General features: G+C 68.6%; 16 protein-coding genes. 12 read left to right on the forward strand and 4 right to left on the reverse strand.

Translation table 11 applies throughout. The features are described 5' to 3' along the window. Position 1: 1 nt before the first annotated feature. Complete coding sequence (locus tag MOX01_RS02120; RefSeq protein ID WP_141368193.1) at positions 2-529, reverse strand: GNAT family N-acetyltransferase; 528 nt, start codon at positions 527-529, stop codon at positions 2-4. Positions 530-1,114: 585 nt separating this feature from the next. Here MOX01_RS02120 and MOX01_RS02125 point away from each other — a divergent pair. The 3 genes from MOX01_RS02125 (at position 1,115) to MOX01_RS02135 (ending at position 5,230) form a co-directional block, all read left to right on the forward strand. Next, the gene (locus MOX01_RS02125) at positions 1,115-1,987 is read left to right on the forward strand and encodes a hypothetical protein (RefSeq protein ID WP_141368194.1); all 873 of its coding nucleotides are present in this window, start codon (positions 1,115-1,117) and stop codon (positions 1,985-1,987) included. A gap of 140 nt (positions 1,988-2,127) precedes the next feature. Continuing rightward, positions 2,128-3,285 carry a peptidoglycan-binding domain-containing protein gene (locus MOX01_RS02130; RefSeq protein ID WP_218028586.1) on the forward strand — a complete coding sequence of 386 codons (1,158 nt, stop codon included), beginning with the start codon at positions 2,128-2,130 and terminating at the stop codon, positions 3,283-3,285. Between the two features lie 25 nt (positions 3,286-3,310). Next, positions 3,311-5,230 carry an ABC transporter ATP-binding protein/permease gene (locus MOX01_RS02135; protein ID WP_061018153.1) on the forward strand — a complete coding sequence of 640 codons (1,920 nt, stop codon included), beginning with the start codon at positions 3,311-3,313 and terminating at the stop codon, positions 5,228-5,230. Between the two features lie 42 nt (positions 5,231-5,272). Here MOX01_RS02135 and MOX01_RS02140 read toward each other — a convergent pair whose 3' ends face one another. After that, the gene (locus MOX01_RS02140; RefSeq protein ID WP_141368196.1) at positions 5,273-6,487 is read right to left on the reverse strand and encodes a hypothetical protein; all 1,215 of its coding nucleotides are present in this window, start codon (positions 6,485-6,487) and stop codon (positions 5,273-5,275) included. A gap of 81 nt (positions 6,488-6,568) precedes the next feature. On the opposite strand from MOX01_RS02140, the gene MOX01_RS02145 reads away from it, so the two are divergent. Beyond that, entirely contained in the window at positions 6,569-7,918 is a 1,350-nt protein-coding gene (locus MOX01_RS02145) for an HNH endonuclease (RefSeq protein WP_141368197.1), read from the forward strand. A 133-nt stretch (positions 7,919-8,051) separates the two neighbouring features. Here MOX01_RS02145 and MOX01_RS02150 read toward each other — a convergent pair whose 3' ends face one another. Further along, positions 8,052-8,969, reverse strand: coding sequence for a DUF808 domain-containing protein (locus MOX01_RS02150; RefSeq protein ID WP_061018146.1), 918 nt, complete (start codon positions 8,967-8,969; stop codon positions 8,052-8,054). A 93-nt stretch (positions 8,970-9,062) separates the two neighbouring features. Next, on the reverse strand, positions 9,063-9,788 hold the full coding sequence (locus MOX01_RS02155) for a FadR/GntR family transcriptional regulator (protein ID WP_046748580.1): 726 nt from the start codon (positions 9,786-9,788) through the stop codon (positions 9,063-9,065). 129 nt (positions 9,789-9,917) lie between these two features. On the opposite strand from MOX01_RS02155, the gene MOX01_RS02160 reads away from it, so the two are divergent. The 8 genes from MOX01_RS02160 (at position 9,918) to MOX01_RS02195 (ending at position 18,921) form a co-directional block, all read left to right on the forward strand. Then, a complete protein-coding gene (locus MOX01_RS02160; protein WP_052748768.1) occupies positions 9,918-11,516 on the forward strand; it encodes an ABC transporter substrate-binding protein in 1,599 nt (532 codons plus the stop codon). 90 nt (positions 11,517-11,606) lie between these two features. Then, on the forward strand, positions 11,607-12,563 hold the full coding sequence (locus tag MOX01_RS02165) for an ABC transporter permease (RefSeq protein ID WP_141368198.1): 957 nt from the start codon (positions 11,607-11,609) through the stop codon (positions 12,561-12,563). 1 nt (position 12,564) lies between these two features. Beyond that, the gene (locus MOX01_RS02170) at positions 12,565-14,616 is read left to right on the forward strand and encodes a dipeptide/oligopeptide/nickel ABC transporter permease/ATP-binding protein (protein ID WP_141368199.1); all 2,052 of its coding nucleotides are present in this window, start codon (positions 12,565-12,567) and stop codon (positions 14,614-14,616) included. Continuing rightward, the gene (locus MOX01_RS02175; RefSeq protein WP_046748582.1) at positions 14,613-15,413 is read left to right on the forward strand and encodes an ABC transporter ATP-binding protein; all 801 of its coding nucleotides are present in this window, start codon (positions 14,613-14,615) and stop codon (positions 15,411-15,413) included. The genes MOX01_RS02170 and MOX01_RS02175 overlap by 4 nt, the downstream gene beginning before the upstream one ends. 16 nt (positions 15,414-15,429) lie before the next feature. Then, complete coding sequence (locus MOX01_RS02180; protein WP_141368200.1) at positions 15,430-16,377, forward strand: dihydrodipicolinate synthase family protein; 948 nt, start codon at positions 15,430-15,432, stop codon at positions 16,375-16,377. Further along, positions 16,377-17,312, forward strand: coding sequence for an ROK family protein (locus tag MOX01_RS02185; protein WP_061015848.1), 936 nt, complete (start codon positions 16,377-16,379; stop codon positions 17,310-17,312). The genes MOX01_RS02180 and MOX01_RS02185 overlap by 1 nt, the downstream gene beginning before the upstream one ends. Beyond that, positions 17,309-17,995, forward strand: coding sequence for an N-acetylmannosamine-6-phosphate 2-epimerase (locus MOX01_RS02190; RefSeq protein WP_141368201.1), 687 nt, complete (start codon positions 17,309-17,311; stop codon positions 17,993-17,995). The genes MOX01_RS02185 and MOX01_RS02190 overlap by 4 nt, the downstream gene beginning before the upstream one ends. Then, complete coding sequence (locus MOX01_RS02195) at positions 17,992-18,921, forward strand: DUF4862 family protein (RefSeq protein WP_141368202.1); 930 nt, start codon at positions 17,992-17,994, stop codon at positions 18,919-18,921. The genes MOX01_RS02190 and MOX01_RS02195 overlap by 4 nt, the downstream gene beginning before the upstream one ends. The last annotated feature ends 26 nt before the right edge of the window (positions 18,922-18,947 follow it).

Here is an 18,947-nt window from a genome sequence, read left to right on the forward strand (position 1 = left end):
GTCAGCTTCTCGCGTCGGGTGCGGTGCGATCGTCGAGCACGAGCTGGAGCATGCTCAGATCGAGCCAGCGGCCGAACTTCGCGCCGACCTGCGGCATGCGCCCGACCTCGACGAAGCCCAGGCGCTCGTGCAGGGCGATGGAGGCGGCGTTCCCGCTTTCGATGCCGGCGATCATCACGTGCATCCCGGCGTCCCGCGCGCGATCGACGAGCGCGGCCATCAGCGCCGTGCCGATGCCGCGTCCGTGCTGGCCGCCGAGGACGTAGACCGAGTGCTCCACCGTGAGCCGATAGCCGCTGTGCGGTCGCCACTGCGCGTACGACGCGTAGCCCAGCACCCCGGTGTCGTCGACGGCCACGATGACCGGAAAGCCACGGACGGTGCGATCGGCGAGCCAGGCGGTGCGGTCGGCGAGGTCGACAGCCTCTTCGTTCCAGATCGCGGTGGTGTGCAGCACGGCATGGTTGTGGATCGCGGTGATCGTCTCGAGATCGGCAGTCTCGGCATCCCTGATTCGCACGGCTGTCATCGGCGGGCGGTCTCTCTTCTTCTGCGCTTCGGGTGCGCATCCTTCATCGGCGCTCGGGTGCGCATCGCCGACGCTAGCAGGAGGAGCGCTGTTCGGGCGCGCTGCGACCGAACAGTTACGAGAGGCGGGGTGCGGGTGTCGCTCTTGTCCCCCGAACGGCCTACAGACGCGCGCAAAGATCATGTCTACTGTGTAGAACGTATTGTTTTAGTTGGCGGGTGCATCGGAGGATCTCATGTCGCTGGAACACGCGCGTCGCGCAACCTGGCGCACAAGAGCGGCCAGCGCGCTGATCGCACTCGTCCTGTCCGGGGTGGGAGTTCTCGCCTTGGCGGGCCCTGCCGCAGCCGCGCCGAGTGATTGCCCATCCGGGTACTTCAACAACGGGCGCTCCCAGAACTCCTACCTCTACAAAGGACAGAACCAGACAGGAGGGAAGGCCCTCCTTATCCTCCGGGGGCAGGGCTTCGGCAATGTGGGTAGCTACAACGACGAGATCGAGTCGGGATACTTCAGCGGCACCCTCAGTAGCGTTGGTTCGGCTCTATGCCGGTGACTTCTCCGCGCGTAGGTGGCCGCCTGGTCATGGCGACCGTCCTTGCGGTCACGGTTGCCGGGGGTCTGGTGGGGTGTACCGCGTCCGACAGTGAGACGGATGCGGGGGTGAGGAATCAAGCGGCTTGGAAGATGCCTCTTGATGAGTTCGTCGTGTATTCCCCGGACCTGGACAACTATGCGGAGCAGTTGTTGATCTCGGATTGTCTGGGTGCGCAGGGGTATGAGTGGCCGGTGCCGTGGCAGGATACCGACTTCCCCCGTGCGGAAGACTTCAACCGGGTAGGTCTGCGGCTGTTCAATCTGGAACTGGCAAAGAAGTGGGGTTACCATTTCGCGCGGCTGGATGATCCGGAGAGCGCTGAGCTGTGGTTGACATACACAGAGACAGTGGATTCGTACTTTCCGAATCAGGAACTGGATGACGCGCTCGTGGCCTGCACTGACAAGATCCGCGCGAAAGACAAGGACTTCGCATCCACCGCCGACGGGCTGAACTACAACGCTGAGCTATCCGCCCAGGCTTGGGACATCGTGGAGCAGGATCCGGATGTGGTCAAGGCGGTGAAAGCCTGGCGGGAGTGTCTGACCCCACAGGTGGATTACGCGGTGACTCAGGAGCAACCTTGGGAAGGAGCTCCTTATGAGGTGGCAGAGGTGTGGGGTGCGGTGACCGGGTCGTCGTCCGCGCCTTCGGCGGAGGAGCTTGCTGCGGCTGTTGCTGATGCGGAGTGCCAGGAGTCGAGTGGGTGGGCCTCGCTCTGGTATGAGCGGAATTGGGAGGAGCAGGAGAAGCTCGTCGCGGAGAACAGGGACAAGCTCGATCGGATCCGTGCGGACGCGATCGAACGGAAGAAGAAGCTGTTGACGATCGTGGCGGAGAACGCGCCAGCCGCGCCCTAGAGAGGCGGCGCGAGAGTTGGCTCGGTAACGAGCCTTGGCCGATCAGTGAGTGATGAGAGTCCGATGGATGAAGTCCGATGGATGAAGTAGGTGTGCCGGAGACGGCGAGACGGTCCCGTTGGATGGCCGTGATCGCTGTGGTGCTGATCGTGGCGCTGATTGGGGCGGGATTCTGGTTTGCTGCGCAGTTCCAGTCTTCGGCGCAGCAGGAGGCTAATGCCAAGGCGCCCGCCCCCGGGCCGGTCTTCGCGGAAGTCACGCAGGGTTCGCTGGCCGGAGAGGTTGGCTTCACCGGGCAGGCGGGGCCGTCGACGCAGACTCCGGTGACGGTGCTTCCGGTCGCGGATGCGTCGCTCACCGTCGTCACCGGACGCCCATTGGCGACGGGTGCAACCGCTTCTTCGGGGCAGGTTCTCACCGAGGTCAATGGGCGCCCTCTCTTCGGTGTGCAATCGGCTTTCTCCTTCTATCGCGACATGGGCGTCGGGGATCGTGGACCGGATGTCGAAGCATTACAGGCCGCACTGGTGGCGCGGTCGTACCAGCTCAACGCTGATGGGCGATTCGGAAGCGAGACGGCCACGGCGGTGAAGCGCTGGTATCAGGACAGCGGCTATGAAGCCCCCACTCGCAGTGCCGCGGCAGAAAAGACGAGCCCGGGAGAGGGCGAGAAGTCGGCGGAGACGAGCGCGAAGGTGCCGACTGCTGAGGGGTATGTTCCTGTCGCCGAAATTCTGGCGATGCCTTCGGCGTCCGCTCAGGTCGTGCAGGGCGTTCAGGTCGGACAGCGTCTGGCGGCGGAGGGCGTGCCGGACTTCATCCTCGGGTCGGCGGATCTGGTGGTCACGATCACGGTTCCCGTCACCGATCTCGGGGATGTGGTCGCAGGAGACGCGGCAGTGATCTCGATCGGTGGCACTGAGGTCGAGGGCACTGTGGGGGACATCCGCCCCTCCGGCTCGGCCGAAGACCCAGAGGGAACGGGCGCAAGCGCGGACGCGGAACAGGTCGCACCTGAGGTCACTTTCGCCGTGGTCCCGAAGGCAGCACTGCCGGGATCGGCCGGGCGGGCGCGGGTGACAGTGGTCAAGCAGATCGTGGCCGAGGACGCTTTGATCGTCCCGGTTCTCGCAGTCTCGGACCGAGGGCCTGACAAGACTGTTCTGACAAAGCAGCAGGCGGACGGAACGCTCTTCGAGGTGCCGGTCACGGTCCTGGGCACACTGCAGGGCGAGGTCGCCGTCGAGCCGCTCGAAGAAGGCGCCCTGGAGACCGGCGACCTGGTTCGAGTCGGTTGACGTGACGCTGATTCAGTTACGGGGAGTGCGTCGGACGTACTCGTCGGCAGGTCGGCCCGATGTCGATGCACTGCGCGGTATCGACCTGGAGATCGACCAGGGGGAGTTCGTTGCGATCGTTGGGCCATCGGGCGGTGGCAAGACGACACTGATGAACATTCTGGGTCTCCTCGACGACCCGACGGCGGGCAGCTATGTTCTCGACGGCGAGGAGGCTCGTGCCGGCGACGGCCGCCGTGCGGCGAGCGTGCGGGCACGGACGATCGGATTCGTGTTCCAGGCCTTCCATCTTCTCGAGGCCAGACCAGCCGTCGACAGCGTCGAGCTGAACCTGCTCTACCGGGGCGTGCCGCGTGTCGAGCGGCGTGAGAGTGTCCTCCGCGCCATCGACTCTGTCGGGCTCGCGGAACGCGCGTTCCAGAGCACCTCGACGCTGTCGGGCGGGCAGCGTCAACGCATCGCGATCGCCCGGGCGATCGCCGGGGACGCGAAACTGATCCTTGCCGACGAGCCGACCGGAAACCTCGACTCGGTCAACGCCGCTCGTGTTCTGGACGAGCTTGGACGCATCAATCGCGACGGGGCGACGGTCGTCGTCGTCACTCATTCGGCTGAGGTCGCGGCCCGGGCGCGTCGTGTGGTCCACATCGCCGACGGGGCGATCGTGTCCGACGAGCGACAGCCCGGCACCGGAGCGGATCCGGCACCCAAAGAGTCCGGGGATAGGTCGCTGGCTTCTGCAGTCGACGAGGGGCCCTTCCCTGTTCCGGGCGACGACGAGCAGGCGCAGCTCACCGGGCGCATCCGACTCGCCGACATACTGCGCGACGCCTGGGCGTCGGTGATGTCGAGAAAGTACCAATCGATCGGACAGGGGCTCGCCGTCGCCATTGCCGTGGCATTGACGATCACCACCCTCGGGCTTTCGGCATCGGCACGGGCCCAAGTGTCCGCCACGTTCGATGCTCACCTGAACCGCGAGGTCTCGGCGACGTGGTCGACGGGAGCCAAGCACTCGCTTCCGCCCGAGGAGGTTCCGCAGGCGATCGAGCGACTCAGCGGAGTGGATGCGGCCGCGGTCGTCATCGATCTCAATGTCAGCACGGTCTCGACGTTCGCGGAGGCACGCCAGATCCGGCCGCACGTCGCCATCGGAGACATCGTCGGCGCTGCGCGTCTCACCGTCGATGAGGCACCGTGGCATGAGGGACCTCTGGCTGCCGGTGAGGCCTACGTCGGAGATCTTCTCGCGAAGGACATGCAACTCAGCAGCATCGACGGCGCCCCCACGATCTCGGTTGATGGCATCACCTATGTCGTCGCCGGCATCATCACCACGTCCTCGCGCCTCCCCCTGCTCCGCGGTGAAGTGGTCGTCGGACCCCGCGACGACATCACGGCGAAAGGGGCCGTCGATGTGACGATGTTGGCCGTGACTTCCTCCGGCGCAGCGCAGCAGGTCGCCAAGCAGTTGCCTTCGGCACTGAACCCGTACGAGCCGGACCGGATCGTCGTCGCTGCGCCGACCGATTCTGCACAATTGAGAGGACAGGTCGAACAAGGGGTGCAGGCCACCCTCACCGCGTTCACGCTGCTCGCGCTGATCGTCGCGATCGCCGCACTCATGAACGCCACGCTCCTCGCTGTCAACGCACGCCGGGGTGAGATCGGCATGCGCAAAGCGCTCGGAGCCCGAGACCGACAGATCGGGGAACTCATCACCCTCGAATCCGCAATCGTCGGTGTCGTCGGAGGGGCCGCAGGTCTCGTGCTCGGCATGGCGGCAATCCTCGTCGTCACAGTGAGCCAACGATGGGCGCCCGTGTTCGATATCGTGCTGCTTCCCATCGCCATTGCCGTCGGCCTGATCGTCGGTGCCGGAGGAGGTGGATTGGCCTCCATCCGCGCCGCGCGTCTGCGCCCCGCCGAGAATCTCCGCAGCTGACATCCCTGCTGGACGTCGTGCGGGCGCGCTGCGGCCGAACAGTTACGAGGAGCGGCGCGCCGGTGTCGTGCTGACGGCCTCGCGCACGAGGATCGCTCGCCGCATGTCGGCCATGATCGGATCGAAGAACCGCTCCCGGTAGCGTGCCTCGCTCACAGCGGAGAACACGAAGGGGAGGGCGGCGATCACGGCGAGCAGAGTGGCGGCCTTGAGCAGGTTGACGGTGAGCGGCAGCTTCGCCCCGAAGAACTCCAGGGGCTGCACCGCGAGCGGCTGGGCGGCGCTGCCGGGACCGAGCCAGATGCCGACGACGCCCTGGGGGATCGCGATGCCTCCGATCACGATCAGCAGCGCCGCGAGGAGCCCGGCGAAGAACAGCGCCTGCACGAGTTGCGCGACGGTCATCGCGAGCAGGATGTTGATGCGCTGCGGAGCGTGCAGGCGCCCCGGTCGCCCGGGTGCGGGACGCCCCTCCGCCGGGGTGCCGACGAGCAGGGCGGCTCGCTGCTCCGCGGTCGGCGCGTGCGCGTGGTCATCGATCTCCGACGCGCTGACGCGCAGCACGACGATGCCGGCGAGCACCGCGACGACGAGGCCGACGAGGGCGATCGATCCCCATGACAGCGCGGAGGCCATCTGCCAGACCTCGGCAGAGAAGAACGAGAAAACCACCAGCATGAGGATCACGGGCAGCGCGATCGACGCCATGTGCCCGATCGCCGACGCATTGCGCACCGCCAGGCGCGAGGCCCAGGAGATCATGGCACCGCCGCCCATGCCGGTCACCAGGATGCAGAGGGCGAGCACGAGCGCCGTGCGGAGGACCGGCCCCACGGTTGAATTCGGGTGGGTGCTGTAGTCGTAGACGATCGTGAAGGCGAGGCTGACGGCGATCAGGACGAGGGCGACCGCCGTGCCGATCCCCGCAGGGAGACGCCGCAGCAGGGCTCGGACGAGGAAGTAGGCGGCCCAGGCGAGCGCCACCGCCAGCAGGAAGATCGTGAGGGCGAGGGGGACGATCAGAAGCTCCCACCCGATCGAGTCGTCGTCGAGGGCGAAGTCGAACACGACCTCGATCCCGTCCTGGAAGAGGTAGGCGGCCACCGCGACCCAGGCGATGAGCGGTGCGACGCGACGGGGGAGGTCGGTGAACCAGCGCCGCAACGGCACGAAGGTCGGAAGCCCCTGCTCGCGGAACCAGCGGTCGGCGTCGCGCTTCGTGCTGCGGGACTTCGGCGACGGCGAGGTGGCGGACATGGCGATGAGACTACGGCACGGCGGCGCATCGACTTATCCACACCCCTCCAATATATCGAAGATATGTTCTAAACTGGGGGCATGACGAACCCGCATCTGAGCCCCCTCCTCGAGGCCGTGGAGTGCCTCGAAGACGTGTGGGCGGATGCGTCGAACGCGGCCGAGCTGACCAGAGCACAGCTGCTCGAGGCGCATCGCACGATGGGGCTGGTGCGGCGTCGACTCGACGGCATCCACGCCGAGATCGCGGCGAGCATCGCGCGGGAGTCGCGCCCCGAGCTGGGAGCGGCGAGCCTGGCGAAGGAGCAGGGGTTCCGCAGCCCTGCGACCATGATCGCGGCGACGACCGGCGGATCGACGGGAGATGCGGTGCGCCTGGTGAAGGTGGGGGAGGCTACGGCTCCCCGGGCGAGCCTCCTGGGCGAACCGCTGCCGCCGCGTTATCCCGCGGTGCAACAGGCGATCGGCGCGGGCGCGCTGAGCGCCGCAGCAGCAGCGTCGATCGTGACCCTGCTCGATCGGGCCCGGCTGAAGGTCGGTCTGGAGCGGATCATCGAGGCCGAGCGACTGCTCGTCGAACGCGCCGCGGAGCTGTCGCTCGACGACGTGCGCAAGCTGGTCGTGCACGCCGAGGCCTGGCTCGACCCCGACGGTGTGGCTCCGCGCGAAGACGAGGCTCGTTCACGGCGCTCGCTGACGATGTTCGAGCGCGACGGGTCGCTGCACCTGACGCTGCAGACCGATGTCGCCTCCGGCGCGCCGGTGAAAGCGGCGATCCAGGCCCACGTCACTGCGACGTTCCAGGCCAGGGCGCACGTGCTCGATCCCGAGGCGCCCGATGCCGATCGACGCACGGTCGCGATGCTCCAGGCCGATGCGTTCGTCGAGATCTGCGCACACGCGAGCGGATGCGACAACGGCGGTCTCCCCGTGTCCGGAGCGACGGTCGTCGTGCGGGTGGGGCTCGACGAGCTGACCGGCGGCACCGGGTTCGCGACGGTCGACGGCCTCGGTGAGCCCGTCAGCATCGCCGCCTGTCGCCGGATGGCGGCGGGCGGTGGCATCATCCCCGTCGTGCTCGGAGGCGGAGGCGAGATCCTCGACTGGGGTCGTGAGAAGCGGCTGTTCACCCGTGCTCAGCGGCTCGCGCTGGTGGAGCGTGACGGCGGCTGTGTGATGTGCGGGCTCGCGCCGCAGCTGACCAGGGCGCATCACCTGCGTTGGTGGCAGCGGGATGCCGGGCCGACCGACCTCGACAACGGGGTGCTGCTCTGCGAGAGCTGTCACCACCGCATCCACGACAACGACTGGGAGATCAGGATCGAGGGGGTCGGGGTCGCGGCACGGGTGTGGCTCATCCCACCGCCCAACGTCGATCCGGAACGCAGACCGAGACTCGGGGGTCGAGCGCGCTACGACATCGCAGCGTGACTGCGTGTCGCGTGGGTGTGTGCGTGGAGTGAGGCGCGGGCGCGCGGGTTCGACTAGGACGAGGGTGCGGCTCGAGAGCGGCTCGAGAGCGGCTCGGGAGCGGGAGCGGGAGCGGCTCGGGAGCGGATGCGGCTCAGACGTGCACGTCGGCGGGGGAGGTCTCGCCCTCGTGGAAGCTGGGCGTCTTGCCGAAGAGCCGCGCGATGCCGAGGACGATCACGACGATCAGCAGTCCCAGTGCGAGGCCCGCGATCGCCGACACGAGCGTCTCGACCAGCCAGACCACGAATCCGCCGGCCGGCTCCAGGGCGTGCTCGATCCCGTGCAGCAGGTCGGTGGTGACGTGCAGCCCCACCTCGCCCAGGTTCACGAGCACCAGGTGGCCGCCGACCCAGAGCATCGCGACCGTGCCGAGGATACTGATGAAGCGGAACACCGCCGGCATCGAGCGCACGATCCTGGTGCCGGTGTGGCGCACGCGCTGCACCGGATTCTTCGCCATCCTCAAGCCGATGTCGTCGATCTTCACGAGCAGCGCGACCGCACCGTAGACGACGCCCGTCATGAGGAGGGCGATCACGGCGAGGATGGCCAGCGTCGCCCAGATGTCGAGCCCCTTCTCGAGGCTCGCGAGCGAGATGAGCATGATCTCGGTGGAGAGGATCAGGTCGGTGCGCACGGCGCCCAGCACGAGCTTCCTCTCGTCGCGCGCGCCCTCGTCGGCGTGGCCGTGCTGCACGCCGAACCACTCCAGCACCTTCTCCGCGCCCTCGAAGCAGAGGTAGGCCCCACCGAGGATCAGCAGATAAGGCAGCACCCACGGCGCGAACGCGGTGAGCAGCAACGCCACCGGGATGATGATCAGGAACTTGTTCGCCAGCGAGCCCAGGGCGATCTTGCCGACGACGGGCAGCTCCCTCGCCGGAGTGAGTCCCTGCACGTACTGCGGGGTCACCGCGGCATCGTCGATCACGACGCCCGCCGCCTTCGCCGACGCCTTCATCGCGGCGCTCAGGATGTCGTCGACGACGGCCAGAAGTCCAACGGACATGCGTGGGTTCCCCTCGTGAAGAGTGCAGTGCGGAGGCAACTCTATCGAGGAGGAGAGCCTCCACCGCGTCGGGCGGGGGCTCCGCATGTGATCTCAGCCCTGAGCGTCGCCCGCGGCACTCGCGAGCACGCGCTGCAGCGGCTCGTAGTGCTCGACGACAGCCCGGCGATACCGGTCGACGTCGCCGGAACGCGCCGCTTCGAGCATGTCGCCGTGCGCCTTCGCCGTCTTGTGGATGTCATCGGGCTGCGGGATCCCCAGCTGGGGGAGCACCGCCGTGTGGACATCCCAGAAGGCGCCGACGAGCTGCCCGACCAGGCGGTTGCCGATCGTGCCGAACAGGCGGGTGTGGAAGGCGCGGTCCTCCTCGAGGAAATGCTCGCCGCGCTCGGCCTTGTCGACCATGTCGGCGACCAGCGCGTCGAGCTCGGGGTCATCATCCGCCTTGGCCGCCTCCACGATGCGTTCGGCCATCGAGAGGTCCAGCGCCAGGCGCACCTCGACGACCTCGCGCAGCGCCTGCAGCGACCCCTCCGGCGACAGCACCCCGCGGAAGACGAGGGCCTCCACCATCGGATCCAGCGACATCGGTCCGACGTACGTGCCGTGGCCGTGACGCACGTCGACGATGTCGAGGGTCGAGAGGGTGCGGATGGCCTCACGCACGGAGGATCGCGAGACGTCGAGCTCGTCGCAGAGCTCCGCCTCCGTAGGCAGCGGGTCGCCCGGGGTGAGCCCGCGCGTCAGGATGAGCTGCTTGATCTGATCCGCCGTGGTCGAGCGCCGCATGCGTGACGCCCTACTCGTGGTGGACTTCATGGGGCTCCCTCTCGTGCCTGGCAGAAACGCTCCGATCATCTCACTCTTGTGATCTGATCGAACCTGTGTTTAGAGTACATCAGACATCAGATGTCCTCAAGATGTTCCCCCCACCACCCTGGAGCACACATGAACCGACACTTCACCCGCCGTCGCGCGGGTCGATTCGCGATGGCGGTCGCCGGCACAGTCGCCGCATCCGTCGCCCTCGCGGGCTGCGGCGCCGGCACCACCGCCACCCCCGACGAGAGCGCGGCCGCGAGCGAGATCGACCCGGACGCCATCATCGAGGCGGGGATCTCGTACACGCTGAACGGCAGCTTCGACCCGATGGTCGCCTCCGGCGCCGTCACGGTCTCGGCGAACTGGCATGTCTTCGAAGGTCTCGTCGACCTCGACCCGGTCACCCAGAAGCCGGCCCCTGCGCTCGCCGCCGACCTCCCGACGAAGATCGACGACACGACCTACGAGATCGACATCCGCGAAGGCGCGACCTTCCAGAACGGCGACCCGGTCACGGCGGACGACGTCGTCTTCAGCTACGACCGCGTGCTCGACCCGGACAACAACTCGCTCTTCCTGTCGTTCGTCGACTTCATCGACACCGTCACCGCGGTCGACGAAGACACCGTGCGCATCACGACGGACTACCCCTTCTCGCTGATCAACGACCGCCTCGGCGTCGTCAAGATCGTCCCGAAGGCGGTCGTCGAGGCCGATCCCGAGGACTTCGCCGCCAACCCGGTCGGCTCCGGCCCGTACTCGCTGGTCTCCGCGGTCCCCGAGGACAAGCTCGTCTTCGAGCGCTACGACGACTACAACGGCCCGCGCCCCGCGCTCGCCGCCGGCATGAACTGGAACCTGCTCGCCGACGCCTCGGCCCGCGTCACCGCGATGTCCACCGGCACCGTGCAGGCGATCGAAGACGTGCCGTACATCGACGTCGACACCCTCGCCTCGTCGGCCGACGTCGAGAGCGTGCAGTCGTTCGGCCTGCTGTTCATGATGTTCAACACCAAGGCGGCGCCGTTCGACGACGTGCGTGTGCGGCAGGCACTGCACTACGCCCTCGACATGGACAAGATCATCGGCACGGGCATGCTCGGCAACGCCACGCCTGCGACCTCGTTCCTGCCCGAGACGTACCCGAACTACCACGAGGCCTCGACGGTCTACACCTACGACCCCGAGAAGGCGAAGGAGCTGCTGGCGGATGCCGGCGTCTCCGACCTGTCGATCACGCTGCTGACGACCGACACCGGATGGGTCAAGGAGGTCGCCCCGCTGATCAAGGAGTCGCTCGACGCGATCGGCATCGACACCACGCTCGACATCGGACAGTCCGCGTCGATGTACGAGAAGGTCGACTCCGGCGACTACACGGTGGCCGTCGCCCCCGGTGACCCCTCGGTCTTCGGCGTCGACCCCGACCTGCTCATGAACTGGTGGTACGGCGAGAACGTCTGGACCCAGACCCGCACCAACTGGGCTGACTCTCCCGAGTACGCCGAGCTGCGCACGCTCCTCGACACCGCCGTCCAGCAGGAAGGCGACGAGCAGCAGAAGACCTGGGACCAGGCGTTCGACCTGCTCTCCGATCAGGCCGTGCTCTACCCGCTGTTCCACCGCAAGCTGCCGACCGCCTGGAGCAGCCAGGAGCTCGTCGGGTTCCAGCCCGTCCCCACCACCGGACTGTCGTTCCTCGACGTCGGCGTGGCCGCGAAGTAGCACCCGCACAGAAGCAGCACCCGAACAGGGGGCGCGCTCACCCGACGAGCGCGCCCCCTGCACCTCCCTCACCCTCGGAAGGAGCGGCACGTGTCCCACACGCTCCGCCTCATCGGCCGGCGACTGCTGCAGTTGCCGCTGATGATCCTCGGCATCACGTTCCTGGTGTTCTTCGTGATGTCCTTCTCGCCCGTCGACCCGGCCCGCACGGCGCTCGGCGAGACGGCGTCGCCCGCAGCCCTCGAGGCCTACCGCGAGGACCACGGCCTCAACCTCCCCCTGCTCGTCCGCTACGTGAACTTCCTGTTCGGACTCGTGCAGGGCGACCTCGGCACCTACTCCGCGCGCAGCCTTCCCGTGATCGATGAGGTCGCCCGTGCCTTCCCGGTCACCCTGGCGCTCACCTTCCTCGGGCTCATCATCGCCGTGATCGTGGCCTTCGTGATCGGCGTCCTCGCCGCCGTCTATCGCGACCGCTGGCCCGACCAGGTGATCCGCGTCTTCGGCGTCGCGGCGCTCTCCACCCCGTCGTTCTGGCTCGCCATCCTGCTCATCCAGGTCTTCACCCTCGGCCTCGGACTGCTCCCCGCCTCCGGCCCGCTCCCCGACTTCTGGGCCGATCCCTCCGGTTGGCTCGCCCGCATGACCCTCCCTGCGATCGCGCTCGCGGTGCCGGTGATCGGTCAGCTGTCGCGCGTCGTGCGCACCTCGATGGTCGAGGAGCTCGACCGCGACTACGTGCGCACCGCCCTCGGCGCCGGCATCCCGCGGGCGATCGTCGTCGGCCGCAACGTGCTGCGCAACGCCCTCATCACCCCCGTCACGGTGCTGGGGCTGCGCATCGGCTACCTGCTCGGCGGCGCCGTGGTGATCGAGATCATCTTCGCCATCCCGGGGATGGGAACCCTCATCCTCAACGGCGTCACCAACAACGAACCCAACCTCGTGCAGGGAGTGACGCTCGCGGTGGCGCTCGCCTTCGTCGTGATCAACATCATCGTCGACCTCCTGTACGTGCTCATCAATCCTCGAATCCGGGCGGTGTGACATGCGACGCAAACTCACGGAACGGCTTTCCGTCCCGGGCCTCCGCTGGGGCCGCCTGTCCCTCGGGTCGATCATCTGCATCGCCGTGCTGGCGATCATCGCCCTGGCCGCGATCTTCGCGCCTCTCATCGCGCCGTTCGACCCGCTGGCCTCCGGGACTCCCGTGCAGCCGCCGGGAGCGGAGCACTGGTTCGGCACCGACCGTCAGGGCCGCGACATCTTCTCGCGCCTCGTCTACGGCGCCCGCTACTCGCTCGTGATCGGTATCGGGGCGACCCTCGTCGCCCTGGTCGCCGCTTGCGTGCTCGGCACGATCGCCGCCACCGCCCCGAAGTGGATCTCCGAGACCCTCATGCGCGTCATGGACGTCGTGATGTCGTTCCCCGGCATCGCGCTCGCCGCGGTGTTCGTGGCGGTGTTCGGCAAGTCGCTGCCCGTGCTGGTGCTGACCATCGCGTTCCTCTACGTGCCGCAGCTCACCCGCATCGTCCGTGCGAACATCCTCGACCAGTACGGGGAGGACTACGTCTCGGCCGTGCGTGTGATGGGAGCGGGCACCCCGCGCATCATCGTGCGACACGTGGCGCGCAACGCGATGGCGCCGGTCCTCGTCTTCGCGACCGTGCTCGTCGCCGACGCGATCGTGTTCGAGGCCTCGCTGTCGTTCCTGCAGGCCGGCGTGCCCGATCCCGAGCCGTCGTGGGGCAACGTCATCGCCGCGGGCCGCAACCTGCTCATGAGCGGAGCGTGGTGGGCGACCTTCTTCCCCGGCATCCTCATCATGATCACGGTGCTGTGCCTCAACATCCTCTCCGAGGGGATGACCGACGCCATGGTGTCGCCGCGGGCGCGCAAGATCACGGCCGACGCCGCGAACACCGAGGAGTCCACGCACGAGCTCGAGGTCGCAGCGATCCCGGACGACACGCACGTGATCCCCACCGTCGACACCGCGGTGAACCTCTCCGTGCCGAGCGGCGTCCCCGACACCCTGGTGCCGCGCGCGGAAGTCGTCCCCCTCGCCGAAAGACTCGCCGAGCTGCGACGGCGCGAACTCACCCGCACGGATCGCCTCGAGTACACGGGCGACGAGAAGCCGCTGCTCGAGGTGCAGGACCTGTGCATCTCGTTCCCCCGGCACGGCGACGTCGACGTGGTCGACCACGTCAGCTTCACGGTGCGCCCCGGCGAGACCATGTCGCTGGTGGGGGAGTCCGGATGCGGCAAGTCGATCACCTCGCTCGCGATCATGGGCCTGCTCGACCCGAAGGCCGACATCCGCGGACGCATCCTGTTCGACGGCAAGGACCTGCTGCAGATGGCCCCGAAGGAGCGCAACGCGCTGCGCGGACACGACATCGCGATGATCTATCAGGACGCGCTGAGCTCGCTCAACCCGGCGATGCTCATCCGCTCGCAGATGAAGCAGCTCACCTCGCGCGGCGGCACCCGCACTGCCGAGGAGCTGCTGACGCTCGTCGGTCTCGATCCGAAGCGCACACTCTCCTCGTATCCGCACGAGCTCTCGGGAGGGCAGCGGCAGCGCGTGCTCATCGCGATGGCCCTGACCCGGGATCCGCGGCTGGTGATCGCCGACGAGCCGACCACCGCGCTCGATGTCACGGTGCAGGCCCAGGTCGTGGAGCTGCTCATGCGGCTGCAGCAGGAGCTCGGCTTCGCGCTCCTGTTCGTCTCGCACGACCTCGCCCTGGTGGCCGAGCTCACCCACCGGATCACGGTGATGTACGCGGGCCAGGTCGTGGAGCAGGGCACCACCCGCGAGGTGCTCACCCAACCCGTGCACGAGTACACCCAGGGCCTCCTGGGCGCTGTGCTCTCGATCGAGGCCGGCTCCGACCGTCTGCATCAGGTCTCGGGAGTCGTGCCCTCACCGCGCGACTTCCCGGCGGGCGACCGCTTCGCCCCGCGGTCCAGCGACCCCTCGCGGTATGCCGGCACCACCCCGGTGCGCCGACACATCGAGGGGACGGAGCACTACTACTCCGCGCATCCGGACGATGCGCCCGTCGAGGCGATCGGAGCAGGACGATGAGCGAATCCGTCATCGAGCTGAAGGACGTGCACGTCCGCTACAAGACCCGTGCGTCCTCACTCTTCCGTCCCGAGTACGTCGATGCGCTCGCGGGCGTCTCGCTCACGGTGAAGCGCGGGCAGACCCTCGGCATCGTCGGCGAGTCCGGATCGGGCAAGTCGACCTCGGCCAAGGTGCTGATCGGCCTCGAGAAGCCCACGAGCGGGCAGGTCGTGTTCGGCGGCGAGCCGGTGCGATCGTTCACGCCCGCCGTGCGCAAGCGGCTCGGGCGCATCCTGTCCGTCGTCTTCCAGGACCCGGCGACCGCGCTGAACGCCCGGATGACGGTGCGCGATGCGCTCCTCGATCCGCTGCAGGTGCACCGCCTCGGCAGCGCGGCGACCCGGAGCCGCAAGGTGCGCGACCTGGTGGGTCTCGTCGGGCTGCCGCCCTCGGCCCTGGACGCGCTGCCCAGCCAGCTCTCCGGAGGGCAGCGCCAACGTGTCGCCATCGCCAGGGCGCTCGTGCTCGACCCGCAGGTGATCGTCGCCGACGAGCCCACCTCGGCGCTCGACGTCTCGGTGCGGGCGCAGATCCTGAACCTGCTGACCGACCTGAAGGAGCAGCTCGGCCTCGGCATGGTCTTCATCTCCCACGACATCCAGACCGTCCGCTACCTCTCCGACGAGATCGCCGTGATGAACAAGGGGCGGGTCGTCGAGTTCGGCGACGCGGCCCGTGTGTTCGACGCTCCCTCCGACGACTACACCAGAACGCTGCTGGGCGCTGCGCCCTCGCTGCTCGAATCCCACCACTGAAACGACCGGAACACACATGTCTGCTGCCCCCTCCGCCCCCGTCTTCGCGGGCGTCGTCCCGCCCGTCGCCACCCCGTTGCTCGAGGACGGCTCGATCGACCACGCCTCGCTCTCCCGTCTCGTCGACCGTCTCGTCGACGAAGGTGTCTCCGGACTCTTCGCCCTCGGTTCCACGGGCGAGACCGCGTACTTCACCGACGACCAGCGCGTGGAGCTGCTCCGCACGATCGTCGCGGCGAATGCCGGCCGGGTGCCGATCATCGCCGGCGCGATCGAGCTCACGGCTCCCCGCATCATCGAGACCGCCCGCCGTCTGGTCGACGCCGGCGCGCAGGCGATCGTCACGACGGCTCCGCTGTACACGCTGAACTCCGCCGCCGAGGTCGCCGACCACTTCCGCACCATCGCCGCGGCCATCGACGCCCCGCTGTGGGCCTACGACGTCCCGGTCCGCGTGCACTCCAAGCTCGGCATCGAGCTGCTCGTGCAGCTCGGCAGCGAGGGCGTGATCCAGGGCGTGAAGGACTCCTCGGGCGACGATGTCTCGTTCCGCCGTCTGATCGCGGCGAACCGGGCGGCGGGGAGTCCGCTGCAGCTGCTCACCGGTCACGAGGTCGTCGTCGACGCCATGGCGCTCGCGGGTGCCGACGGCGTGGTCCCCGGACTCGCGAATGTGGAGGCCGCGGGATACGTGCGGCTGTGGGAGGCGGCCAAGAGCGGCGACTGGGTGACTGCCCGGGCCGAACAGGAACGCATGAACCGTCTGTTCGACATCGTGTTCCAGCCGCAGGGGCTGTCGGGGGATGCGACCGGTGTCGGCGCGTTCAAGGCCGCCATGCACGCCCGCGGCATCATCGATCACGCCACCATGGCTCGCACCGTGCAGGCGCTCGACGACGATGCGGTCTCCAAGATCCGCGACATCCTCGACGAGCTGCACCTGCTCCCTGTCGCCGTCGCCTGATGGGCGAGGTCGTCCTCGCCGTCGACATCGGCGGCACCAAGACGGCCGCAGCGCTCGCCGACCGCCACGACACGCTGCTGCGCACCGAGGTGGCCACGACTCCCGCCGCGGAGGGGCCGACGGCCGTCGTGGCCACCGTCGTCGCCCTCGCCGAGCGGCTGCTTTCCGGCACCGGGCTGCGCCTGTCGGGAGTCGGCATCGGCGCCGCCGGGGTCGTCGATGCCGGGAGCGGGACGATCGTCTCGGCCACCGACACCTTCGCGGACTGGCCGGGCACCCCTCTTGCCGCCCTCGTGCGCGCCGGGCTGGGGGCGCACCTGATCACGGATGCTCCCGTGCGGGTGCAGAACGACGTCGATGCGCACGCGGCGGGAGAGTACCGGCACGGGGCGGCGGCCGGGGCGGCGAGTGCGCTCATCGTCGCGGTCGGCACCGGTGTCGGCGCCGGACTGATCCTGGGCGACGATGCCGTGCGCGGAGCGCATCACGTCGCGGGGGAGATCGCGCACCTCCCGGTGCCGGGAGCCGCACACCTGCGCTGCCCCTGCGGCAGACCCGGACACCTCGAGGCGATCGGCTCCGGCATCGGCATGCACCGGCACTTCCTCTCGCTCGGAGGAGACCCCGGGATCACCGATGCCCGGGGGATCGCGGCGGAATCCGTTGCCGGTGACCCCATCGCCCGCCGCGCCATCGGCGAGTCAGCCGCAGCGGTCGGACGCGCCATCGCGGGAGCGGCCACGATCCTCGATCCCGAGCGCATCGTGGTCACCGGCGGCGTGCCGAACATCGGTGAGGACTGGTGGCGCCCGATGCGCGACGCCTTCCACGCCGAGGCGATCGATGCGCTGCAGAGCACGCCCATCCTGCCGGGTACTCTCGGCGACGACGCCCCGCTGCGGGGAGCTGCGGCATCCGTCTGGAGGAACCCATGAGACTCGCCGACCCCCTCGAGCAGCTGCGTGGCGGCCTGATCGTCTCGTGCCAGGCCTACCCCGGTGAGGCGATGCGCGACCCGCGGACGATGGCCCAGGTGGCCGCGGCTGCCCTCGTCGGGGGTGCCGCGGGCATCCGGGTGCAGGGAATCGGCGACATCCGTGCGACGGCCCACCTCCCCGTGCCCGTCGTTGGTCTGTGGAAGGACGGCGATCGCGACGTGTTCATCACTCCGACGCTCGACCATGCCAGGGCCGTCGCCGACGCGGGAGCCGACATCATCGCGGTCGACGGGACCCGTCGCGATCGTCCGGACGGGTTGACTCTCGGGGAGACGATCCAGGGTCTTCGCATGCACACCGACGCCCTGATCATGGCCGATTGCGGTTCGCTCGACGATGCGCTCGCCGCAGAGGAAGCGGGCGCCGACATCCTCGGCACCACCCTGTCCGGCTACACGGGCGAGCGCCCGAAGACCACCGGCCCCGATCTCGAGCTCATCGAGCTGATGGCGGCCCGCTGCCGTCGTCCGATCGTCGCCGAAGGGCGCATCCACACGCCGGCGCAGGCCGCGGACGCGATCGCCGCCGGTGCCTTCGCCGTCTGTGTCGGCACCGCCATCACGCATCCCTCGACGATCACGACGTGGTTCGCCGATGCGGTCGCGCGAGCCCGCGCATGACTGCGCCCGTCCTCGTCAGCGCCTATCCGGCCTCTCCGGCGCACGCGCGCTGGGACCCGGAGCTCGAAGGGGAGCTGCTGCCCGCGCTGTGTGCGCTTCCCGGGGTCGCCGGGCTCGAAGTGCCGTGGATGGGAGGCATCCACCCGCACGACGAGGCCTGGTTCCTCGCGAACGTGCCCGCCGTGCCGCTCGCCGTGACGCCGATCCCCTTCGTGATGGGGCGCCTGGGGAGCGACTCGCGATACGGTCTGGCGTCGACCGATGAAACGGGTCGCGCGGCAGCCGTCGACGACCTGCGCCGCGTCGCCGCCGACATCGCGCGCATCGACCGCGAGAGCGGCGCGACCGTGGCCGTGGTGACCCTGCACACCGCCCCGCGGGTGGCGGGAGCCGTGGAACCGTTCGTGCGTTCGCTGCAGGAAGCCGCCGCCCTCGACTGGTCGGGAGCGCGCCTGGTCGTCGAGCACTGCGATGCGTCGGTGCCAGGGCAGATCCCGGAGAAGGGTTTCCTCTCCCTCGACGATGAGATCGCGGCGATCCGGGCGGCCGGGGCATCGGTCGGGCTCTGGCTCAACTGGGGTCGCTCGGCGATCGAGCTGCGCGATGCGCACGCCGTGACCGCGCAGATCGCCGCAGCCGCAGCCTCCGGTTTCCTCGTCGGCCTCGCCTTCTCCGGCGCTGCGGCCGTGCAGAGTCCGTACGGTCCTCCGTGGGTGGATGCGCATCTGCCGATCGCCTCGACGCATCCGGAATCGGCCTCGCTCCTCGATGATGCACACGTCGCTGCGGCACTCGCGGCAGCGGGCGACGTCGCCTGGCTGGGGCTGAAGACGGCCCGACGCCCTGACGACGCCAGTGCCCGGGACGCCCTGCGCACCGTCGCGCGGAACCTCGAGGTGCTGCGTCGACCCTTGTTCGACGTCTGACCTCTCGCTAGAGTGACTTGAAATCA

This window comes from Microbacterium oxydans (assembly GCF_006540085.1).
GTDB lineage: Bacteria > Actinomycetota > Actinomycetes > Actinomycetales > Microbacteriaceae > Microbacterium > Microbacterium oxydans.

Coding starts and splice junctions, on each gene's coding strand:
- MOX01_RS02190 (WP_141368201.1), top strand. CDS start 17,309: ATGAGACTCGCCGACCCCCTCGAGCAGCTGCGTGGCGGCCTGATCGTC.
- MOX01_RS02155 (WP_046748580.1), bottom strand. CDS start 9,788: ATGAAGTCCACCACGAGTAGGGCGTCACGCATGCGGCGCTCGACCACG.
- MOX01_RS02195 (WP_141368202.1), top strand. CDS start 17,992: ATGACTGCGCCCGTCCTCGTCAGCGCCTATCCGGCCTCTCCGGCGCAC.
- MOX01_RS02180 (WP_141368200.1), top strand. CDS start 15,430: ATGTCTGCTGCCCCCTCCGCCCCCGTCTTCGCGGGCGTCGTCCCGCCC.
- MOX01_RS02150 (WP_061018146.1), bottom strand. CDS start 8,969: ATGTCCGTTGGACTTCTGGCCGTCGTCGACGACATCCTGAGCGCCGCG.
- MOX01_RS02120 (WP_141368193.1), bottom strand. CDS start 529: ATGACAGCCGTGCGAATCAGGGATGCCGAGACTGCCGATCTCGAGACG.
- MOX01_RS02185 (WP_061015848.1), top strand. CDS start 16,377: ATGGGCGAGGTCGTCCTCGCCGTCGACATCGGCGGCACCAAGACGGCC.
- MOX01_RS02175 (WP_046748582.1), top strand. CDS start 14,613: ATGAGCGAATCCGTCATCGAGCTGAAGGACGTGCACGTCCGCTACAAG.
- MOX01_RS02170 (WP_141368199.1), top strand. CDS start 12,565: ATGCGACGCAAACTCACGGAACGGCTTTCCGTCCCGGGCCTCCGCTGG.
- MOX01_RS02125 (WP_141368194.1), top strand. CDS start 1,115: ATGGCGACCGTCCTTGCGGTCACGGTTGCCGGGGGTCTGGTGGGGTGT.
- MOX01_RS02160 (WP_052748768.1), top strand. CDS start 9,918: ATGAACCGACACTTCACCCGCCGTCGCGCGGGTCGATTCGCGATGGCG.
- MOX01_RS02145 (WP_141368197.1), top strand. CDS start 6,569: ATGACGAACCCGCATCTGAGCCCCCTCCTCGAGGCCGTGGAGTGCCTC.
- MOX01_RS02140 (WP_141368196.1), bottom strand. CDS start 6,487: ATGTCCGCCACCTCGCCGTCGCCGAAGTCCCGCAGCACGAAGCGCGAC.